Origin of the sequence: Castellaniella sp. (assembly GCF_047971665.1) — a bacterium.
GTDB lineage: Bacteria > Pseudomonadota > Gammaproteobacteria > Burkholderiales > Burkholderiaceae_B > Castellaniella.
Map to the genome: position 1 here is coordinate 128,612 of NZ_JBKEAA010000019.1, position 6,653 is coordinate 135,264.

A 6,653-nucleotide genomic window follows, 5' to 3' on the forward strand; every position below is an offset into this window, starting at 1 on the left:
CGCAGCACTCCTACGGCCAGGGTGTCGATGACCTCCTGGTGCGGGTGTCGGGGGCTGGTTGTCGGTGTCGTGGCTTCGGAGGCGTTTGGGTTCGGCATGCTGGTGCCCGGCAGTGGGGAAAACATCGATCATGCTAGATCACCTTGTAACTTGTGGTAATGTGTTTGCGGGTAGAGAAGGGGAGTCAAGATTTGGCTCGCCATCATTCGATAATCACGGATGCTGAGATGAAGATGAGAAAAATAATGAGTTTGGGTTTCTGCCTTTTGCTGGGAGGCTGCGCTGGGCAGATTACTTATACGCCGCCGACTAACCAGCTTCCTGGTACGAATGAGAAGACTGTCGATAAGGCCGTCGACGAAGTATGGAAGACGACGGTACCAGCGCTCGGAAAGAATTTCTTCGTGATCAACAACCTTGATAAAAGTTCGGGCCTTATCAACGTCAGTTACAGCGGAGACCCTGAAAAGTACGTTGATTGTGGCGTAATTGATTCCCAGGTTTCAAATGCAAGAGGAAAGCGGGAGTATCGGTTTCCGGCAGCAGCAGCGGATCAGTCTTATGAGATTATGCAGGGAGGTATGCTGTATTACTTGCAGAGGAAAATGAATCTCGAGGGACGGGTAAATCTTGTCTTTGAGCCAATAGAGAAGAACAAGACTCGGGTGACTGCAAATATTAAATATGTGCTCACGCGACAGGTACGGGTGGCTCCTGCAGCAGGAGGATTCCCACAAACCTTTAGCGATACGATTTCGTTTGGGGCAAATTCAGGAGCCAGCTTTCCGGGCCAGGGGCAGAACACATACTGTGTGTCTAATGGGCACCTAGAGCGAGAAATTCTTAATGTTGCTGACTAGGAAAATTTCATGGGTTGCTAGGTTGCACTTTGCCACCGGGGTTCAGCACTCTCAAAAAAAAGCAAAGTGAGCACCCTGTCCTGGCCGGAGAAGGTGTGCTTGCATTCGCGCAACTTCATGTAGGGCGCTTCAGTCGAGCACCAGTGGTGTGCAGGAATGATTTCGCCGTCCCACTGCTGTGCAGTCAACTCGTCGCTGGCCAGCGTGTTGATGTACCGGTCGGTGGCGACGGTGCCTGTTCTGTGGGTGAGGCGGGTTCCGGTGCGCACGGCCTTATCACTACGCCAGCGATATTTCATGAAGCCGCTGTCCCAATGGATGAGAATCGCGCGCTGCGTGGTGTATTTGATGAATCGTAGGCACACGGCCTCGAGCGATACGCCAAACTCGCTGGCAGCTTCGCTCAGGTGATGGAAATTGAGATCAGGGCGATCCAGGATGGTCTTGACCTGGTCCCCAGGCATGAGTAGATTGGCCGCGAAGTCGTCGGCTTCGCGTTCGATGTCTCGAGCGTCGTCCAGGCTGGCGTAAACATCAGCCTTGCTGCAATTGAAAGTTGATTGCAGGCCCCGATGCAAAACAAGATGACCGAACTCGTGAGCGATGGTGAATCGTTGGCGTTCTCGACTGGCGCGACCGTTGTACAGAATGCCCCATCGAGAGGTGTCGCCTGGATCGCGCAGAAGTGCGCCTTCGAACTCACTGTTGGTGGCAGGCATCGGCGTCATGATTTCGCGGATGCCTCTGCCCATTGCTGTTTCGGGCAGGATGTTGCGCAAGTCTTCAAGGTCGATTCGTGCCAGATACGGATCGCCGTGAAATGCCCGTATAACCTTGATCAAGTCGCTTGCTGCCCGAAATGGCGTCAGGTAGTCCGGACTGGTCATTTGGTTTTGTCTTTTGCGCTGTCCTGGGCGGCGAAGAGGAGATTGGCCATCTCCTTGAGTTGCTGCTTCTGTTCCTCGGATCGACCGACGAAATTGCGAAAGAATATGACGTCATCAGGGGTGGCCTGCGAGACTCCTTCGGGCGATTCGCCCATGAGGTCGGGCAGCGTGACGTGTAGTGCTTTAGCGATGGCGTTGAGGCGCTCTGCGGTTGGCCGGGGGCCTTCGCGCATTTCCAGCTCCCATATGTAGGCCTTCGTGCAGTCGACCTTGTCGGCAACTTGCTGCAATGTGAGTCCTCTGGCCTGACGAAATTGCCGCAGTCGTCGACCGAAAGCGGTGTTGGCCATGAAGTTCTCCTAGTTGCGAGGTGGCTTGGTGATAGCCCAATAGTATAGCAAGTAGATACCTATTCCCTATCAAGCCCTTTTTTGTTTGACATGAGTGCTTCGGTTGATACAATCGTACAGAACTACTTTACTTTCATTGGCTGATGGTTTTTTTGACAGGCCGGTGCATGTGGAGTTGTCGTCAATCTCTGCCCAGGAGCCCGCCTTGAAACAGAACCATGACGTTATTTTGCTGAGCCTTCCCCCCGACTCGACGATGCGCAAGTTCCTGGCAGACAGGTCTGTGCCACTGCCCGTTGGGCTGGACTGGGATGATGTCGACACGGCTCCCGCTGCTGTGGTGACAGCAGTCAACTCTTGGTCGGATACGGCTGCCAGGGATGCGTTGCTGGCGGACCTCTCGCGTGTGGCAGCGCTCTCGCACCCAGCGGGTCGTGAAGCGGCCTATGAGGCGGCTACGCTGACCAACGTGGCGGTAATGGTGCAGCTCACGTCGAAGTACAGTGATCTGCATCGAGCATTCTGGCTGTACATCCATCACCTAGGCCTGTTTGATCAGGCCATGGATTTGCTGTATTTCGATGGCCACGAGCCACGTGCTTATAGGCATGACCTGGGTATCAAGGTATTGCCTGATCTCAGTCCTGTTGCGCTGGATGCCTTTCAAGTCGCGATGGGGGACTACTACCGCAAGAAACAGGGCAACGGTGAGTTCGGTGTGGCGTATGGGATGGTGCGCAAATCAGGCAACGTACTTGTGACGCTCCACCTGAAAGACCTGCCGATGATGAGACTCGAGTTTGATGGGTCAGCGCTCAAGCAGCATGTTGGCAATCCAGATTTCGTCCTGGCCATCGAGTATTGTCCGACGACTGGGGTGTCGCAGAGTATGGTCAAGGGCGGTGATCAGTATCAGAAGGCTTTGTTGAAGGCATTCGCCAAGCATGTACTTCATCGGGATCATATTGATCCTCAGCGCTTGCGTCCGTCGCATTTGGATCTGTCGTCGTTGCGCTTGGGGTTCCATGTGCCTGAAGTTTTTGCGGATGGCTTCGTTGCAGCACGGGTGAAGTCGATCACCCTGGTGGATGCGCAGGGAAAGACGAAGATCGCGGCCAGCGCCATGGGACGGGTCGACGATGAGAGCATCGTCGACCTTCTGCAGGACAATCCGGTGACGGCGGGCCTTTTGGGATCTGACTGGACCGTGACTGCAGCGCAAATCGATCTGTACTACCCGCCGGAGCCTGGCAAGATTCGACGCAAGGTCGTCAAAATCGAAGTTACATACCGGGGTCGGATCAACCTGCATCAGTACGACGAGGCACTGAAACAGCGACTCGAGAGCTACCTGGTGACGGCAGGGATTCTGGACGAAGGACAGACGCTGACCGCCAATGTTGTGCAGGACGGGCAGGATGATCCTATTGGTGCGGATGAAGAGCTGACCTGAGGCTGTCATTGTGTCGGTTCATGATGCTTGGAATCTAGCCTGTCGCCTATTCGAGAGCGGGCAGCCCATCCGATCTGCCTTGTTGTCGCAGGCAGATCTGGTAGGGCTCAAATCCCTGGGCAGTGCAGTTCGGCCTGCAGGTGCTGGCGGCGGCATGGTCTTATGTCCCTGCTGCGCCCAGCATCGTCTTCTGGTGATTGATCTGGGCAAAGGGCGACAGTGCCGTTGTCCAGACTGCGGGCCGGTGGATGTGGGGGTTAATGACTTTGATGCCTGGGCAATTGATGACGCCTGGATGCAGCGATCACTGAGGCGGGCGCTGGATATCCAGAGCCGCGACGGGACTATTGAGCTGGATAAAGGCGTGTGGCGCATTGGTGGTGCGCGTCAGTCCCCTGTCGTCCTGGCCAGAGACCTTCTGCGTGTTTTGAAGGCTCCGAGTCTGCTTGATCGTGTGCGTGTACCAGGTGGTGCCATTCGCCTGATTACTCCGGTCGCGCTTGATGTCTACTCGTTGCCGTTTGGTGCCGACGTTCGGTGGCTTCCGCTGCAGGAGCGATTTGCTCTGTACGGGGGTGGGATTTCCGCCATCGGCCTGTTGGATGAGCCGTCATTGACCCCTTCTCCGGAACCGGTGGCATCGCCAGATCCTATTGCCCCAGCTCACGGGCCGTTTTCTGAAGATTTTAGGTGGGTGACGGTGCCGCAGGTCCAGGACGCTCCAATCCGCCTGACGCCGACGCAGGCTGCGGTATTTAGGGCGCTGTGGCAACTCAAGGGAAAGCCAGTGCCAGGCCTGCGAGTGATGAAGGCTGCTGGTAGCGGGAGCACGAAGCCTGGCGACCTATTCAAAGGTCAGAACTATGCCTTGGCTCGTCGGGCGTTCAAGGCCCTGGTTGAGATTAATGACAGAGAAGGCTTGTACTCGATGCCTTGTGCAAGGTAGGTAGCCAGTGGCCGGTGTCTTTATTGCCTGCAATTTCCAGCCTTGCGATACCCAGCGGCCAAAGCATCAGCCTCGGTGGAAAACAGTACACGGTTGTGCTTGGCCACGCGGCCGTAGCTGGGGCATCCATGGGGTAGGTGATAAACGTGGCTATTGCGGTTTCCGATGATTTGCACGGCTGCGGATTCGGCCGGATTGATCCCAGTGGTTGCCTTGGCCAGGATTGGGGCGGAGGCGGGTATTCCTCTCAGCCCATCACGGGACGGCTTCTGGCCAAGTTTCCATTTTTTCTCGCCGGTGACATAGGGGTTTTGGTGGCCCATGACCTTGGTGATGCGGCGGTCACGTTCAATCTCCCATGCGGACACTGGATGCTGATGATCCCAGGCCATCAGGATCTGCTGCTGGCCCTTTGACAGTGTCAAGCCGTAGCGGTCAGCCATGTAGAACGTCACGCGGGCTACCAGTCCCTTTGCTTCATCTCTGGGCTCGGTCGTGCGGGCCTTGAAATCCGTGCGAGTCGGGCATTGCCCATACTGGAGGGGCTGGTTCTTTTGCACCATGCCGTAGTTAAAGTTGCTGCGGTCCCCATTGACCTCGCCCACGGACGGTGCAAGATTGTGGAGGTCGGACTCCATGACGCCGAAAACAGGATCGTTGGCCACGCAGTTCTTGCGTCCGCCGTTTTGCCAGCATTGGCGTTGGTGGCCGAAGGTCCAGGCTGGGACGATATGCTCCCACTCGATTCTGGCTGCACGATTGGCATTTTTGCGGGGCGTGTAGCCGCACGATGCCAGATCCACGCGTCCACCACTTTTTCCCGTCCACTGCCAGGTGCAGCCGCAATAGAGGGTACCTTCTGTCGTGTGGTTTCGGTCGGCGTATACCTGCTGCCTGGCCTCGACCTTGGCTGCCTGGCCTCGACCTTGGCTGCCTGGCCTCGACCTTGGCTGCCTGGCCTCGACCTTGGCTGCCTGGCCTCGACCTTGGCTGCCTGGCCTCGACCTTGGCTGCCTGGCCTCGACCTTGGCTGCCTGGCCTCGACCTTGGCTGCCTGGCCTCGACCTTGGCTGCCTGGCCTCGACCTTGGCTGCCTGGCCTCGACCTTGGCTGCCTGGAACGAGCTGGGGGCTGCTGATGATGGGAGCGGTATGGCGCCTGCGATGATCGCCAGGCAGATGAGGATGATTTTCACGGAGCTGATGCGGTAAGAAGCAAGCACTAGTAGGTCGATGCTTGCCCAGTTTTGGGTCCGTGCCACCCTACCATAGATCTACCGCTTCGCTTCGTCAGCGAATAGGATCGCTGCGGCTTCTGCCGTGGCGTGGGGTAGGACGTCAGCGACTACTTCGTTGGTTTTCTCACAGATGCTGGCAATGAGCCGCAAGGTCGCTTCGTGATGGGATGGGTCTTGGCGGCCGATCTGGGCATGAATTGCGATGGCCTGCAGAGCAGAGTCGTATTCATCGAGTGCAACGAGAAGGGGCATGGGGGTACTCCGAGCCACTGAAAGTGCCTCATCTTATCTCTTGCTTGGGCAGGGTATGTTGTGAACCGTGCTATTTATGTCGCACCTACCTCATTGATTCAATGGGCATTCTGCGTGTGCCGCTGGCGGCAGGTTCACGATATTTTTCTGAGATTCTGAGAGGAAAAGAGGGCCAAACTGCCAGAAGTGGGGGCAATGACCGGGAGGCCGTGGCACACGCAGAGCCGCGAGAGTGGCGCACCACGCGGGGATCGCCCAAAACAAAACGCCCGACAGAGAACTGTCAGGCGCTTGTTTTGGTGGAGACGAGGAGGATCGAACTCCCGACCTTCGCATTGCGAACGCGACGCTCTCCCAGCTGAGCTACGTCCCCGAAAGACGAGCATTCTAACACAGAAAAGACCGACGATAAGTGCTAGCCCTGTCCAATATCAGATGAGTCTGAAGGGGGCCTGGTGATTCCAACATCAGATGAGTCTGGAGCTTTGGCCGCGGGTCGTCGATCATCGGGAGATGATCTTGACCTTGCACGACGAACGGCTCACCAGCCTGGAGAGCCTGGAACAATTTCTGGCCGGCACCGCTGGGCTCGATCCACAGGTCGCCGACGGCACCGAGGCGCAGCGCCACGCGCACGTCCTGTCGGTGCTGCAGCGCTTTCGATACCA

Annotated in this window: 8 protein-coding genes and 1 tRNA gene; 4 read left to right on the forward strand and 5 right to left on the reverse strand. The window is 56.8% G+C overall.

Annotated features, from left to right (window positions below):
- Positions 1-227: 227 nt before the first annotated feature.
- A complete protein-coding gene (locus ACK5JE_RS08180; RefSeq protein ID WP_416801203.1) occupies positions 228-860 on the forward strand; it encodes a hypothetical protein in 633 nt (210 codons plus the stop codon).
- 17 nt (positions 861-877) lie between these two features.
- On the opposite strand, the gene ACK5JE_RS08185 is transcribed toward ACK5JE_RS08180, so the two are convergent.
- Together ACK5JE_RS08185 and ACK5JE_RS08190 are read right to left on the reverse strand one after the other, a co-directional pair.
- Positions 878-1,747, reverse strand: a complete 870-nt coding sequence (locus ACK5JE_RS08185) for an ImmA/IrrE family metallo-endopeptidase (RefSeq protein WP_416801204.1) — start codon at positions 1,745-1,747, stop codon at positions 878-880.
- Positions 1,744-2,097: a helix-turn-helix domain-containing protein gene (locus tag ACK5JE_RS08190; protein WP_416801205.1), complete on the reverse strand. Its 354-nt coding sequence runs from the start codon at positions 2,095-2,097 to the stop codon at positions 1,744-1,746. The genes ACK5JE_RS08185 and ACK5JE_RS08190 overlap by 4 nt, the downstream gene beginning before the upstream one ends.
- A gap of 205 nt (positions 2,098-2,302) precedes the next feature.
- On the opposite strand from ACK5JE_RS08190, the gene ACK5JE_RS08195 reads away from it, so the two are divergent.
- Entirely contained in the window at positions 2,303-3,550 is a 1,248-nt protein-coding gene (locus tag ACK5JE_RS08195; protein WP_416801206.1) for a hypothetical protein, read from the forward strand.
- Between the two features lie 193 nt (positions 3,551-3,743).
- Positions 3,744-4,496, forward strand: coding sequence for a hypothetical protein (locus ACK5JE_RS08200; protein WP_416801207.1), 753 nt, complete (start codon positions 3,744-3,746; stop codon positions 4,494-4,496).
- A 20-nt stretch (positions 4,497-4,516) separates the two neighbouring features.
- Here the strand turns inward: ACK5JE_RS08200 and ACK5JE_RS08205 are convergent, their stop codons facing one another.
- The 3 genes from ACK5JE_RS08205 to ACK5JE_RS08215 form a co-directional block, all read right to left on the reverse strand.
- The gene (locus ACK5JE_RS08205) at positions 4,517-5,740 is read right to left on the reverse strand and encodes an endonuclease (RefSeq protein WP_416801216.1); all 1,224 of its coding nucleotides are present in this window, start codon (positions 5,738-5,740) and stop codon (positions 4,517-4,519) included.
- Between the two features lie 29 nt (positions 5,741-5,769).
- Positions 5,770-5,985 (reverse strand): hypothetical protein, encoded by a 216-nt coding sequence (locus tag ACK5JE_RS08210; RefSeq protein ID WP_416801208.1) that lies wholly within the window; start codon positions 5,983-5,985, stop codon positions 5,770-5,772.
- A gap of 297 nt (positions 5,986-6,282) precedes the next feature.
- Positions 6,283-6,358, reverse strand: a tRNA-Ala gene (locus tag ACK5JE_RS08215).
- A 98-nt stretch (positions 6,359-6,456) separates the two neighbouring features.
- Between ACK5JE_RS08215 and ACK5JE_RS08220 the strand changes: the two genes are divergently transcribed.
- Positions 6,457-6,653: hypothetical protein (locus tag ACK5JE_RS08220; RefSeq protein WP_416799692.1), on the forward strand; the 197-nt coding region annotated here is incomplete at its 3' end.

Excerpts from the sequence above, each read along its gene's own strand:
- ACK5JE_RS08190 (WP_416801205.1), bottom strand. The coding sequence starts at position 2,097 with ATGGCCAACACCGCTTTCGGTCGACGACTGCGGCAATTTCGTCAGGCC.
- ACK5JE_RS08210 (WP_416801208.1), bottom strand. The coding sequence starts at position 5,985 with ATGCCCCTTCTCGTTGCACTCGATGAATACGACTCTGCTCTGCAGGCC.
- ACK5JE_RS08180 (WP_416801203.1), top strand. The coding sequence starts at position 228 with ATGAAGATGAGAAAAATAATGAGTTTGGGTTTCTGCCTTTTGCTGGGA.
- ACK5JE_RS08185 (WP_416801204.1), bottom strand. The coding sequence starts at position 1,747 with ATGACCAGTCCGGACTACCTGACGCCATTTCGGGCAGCAAGCGACTTG.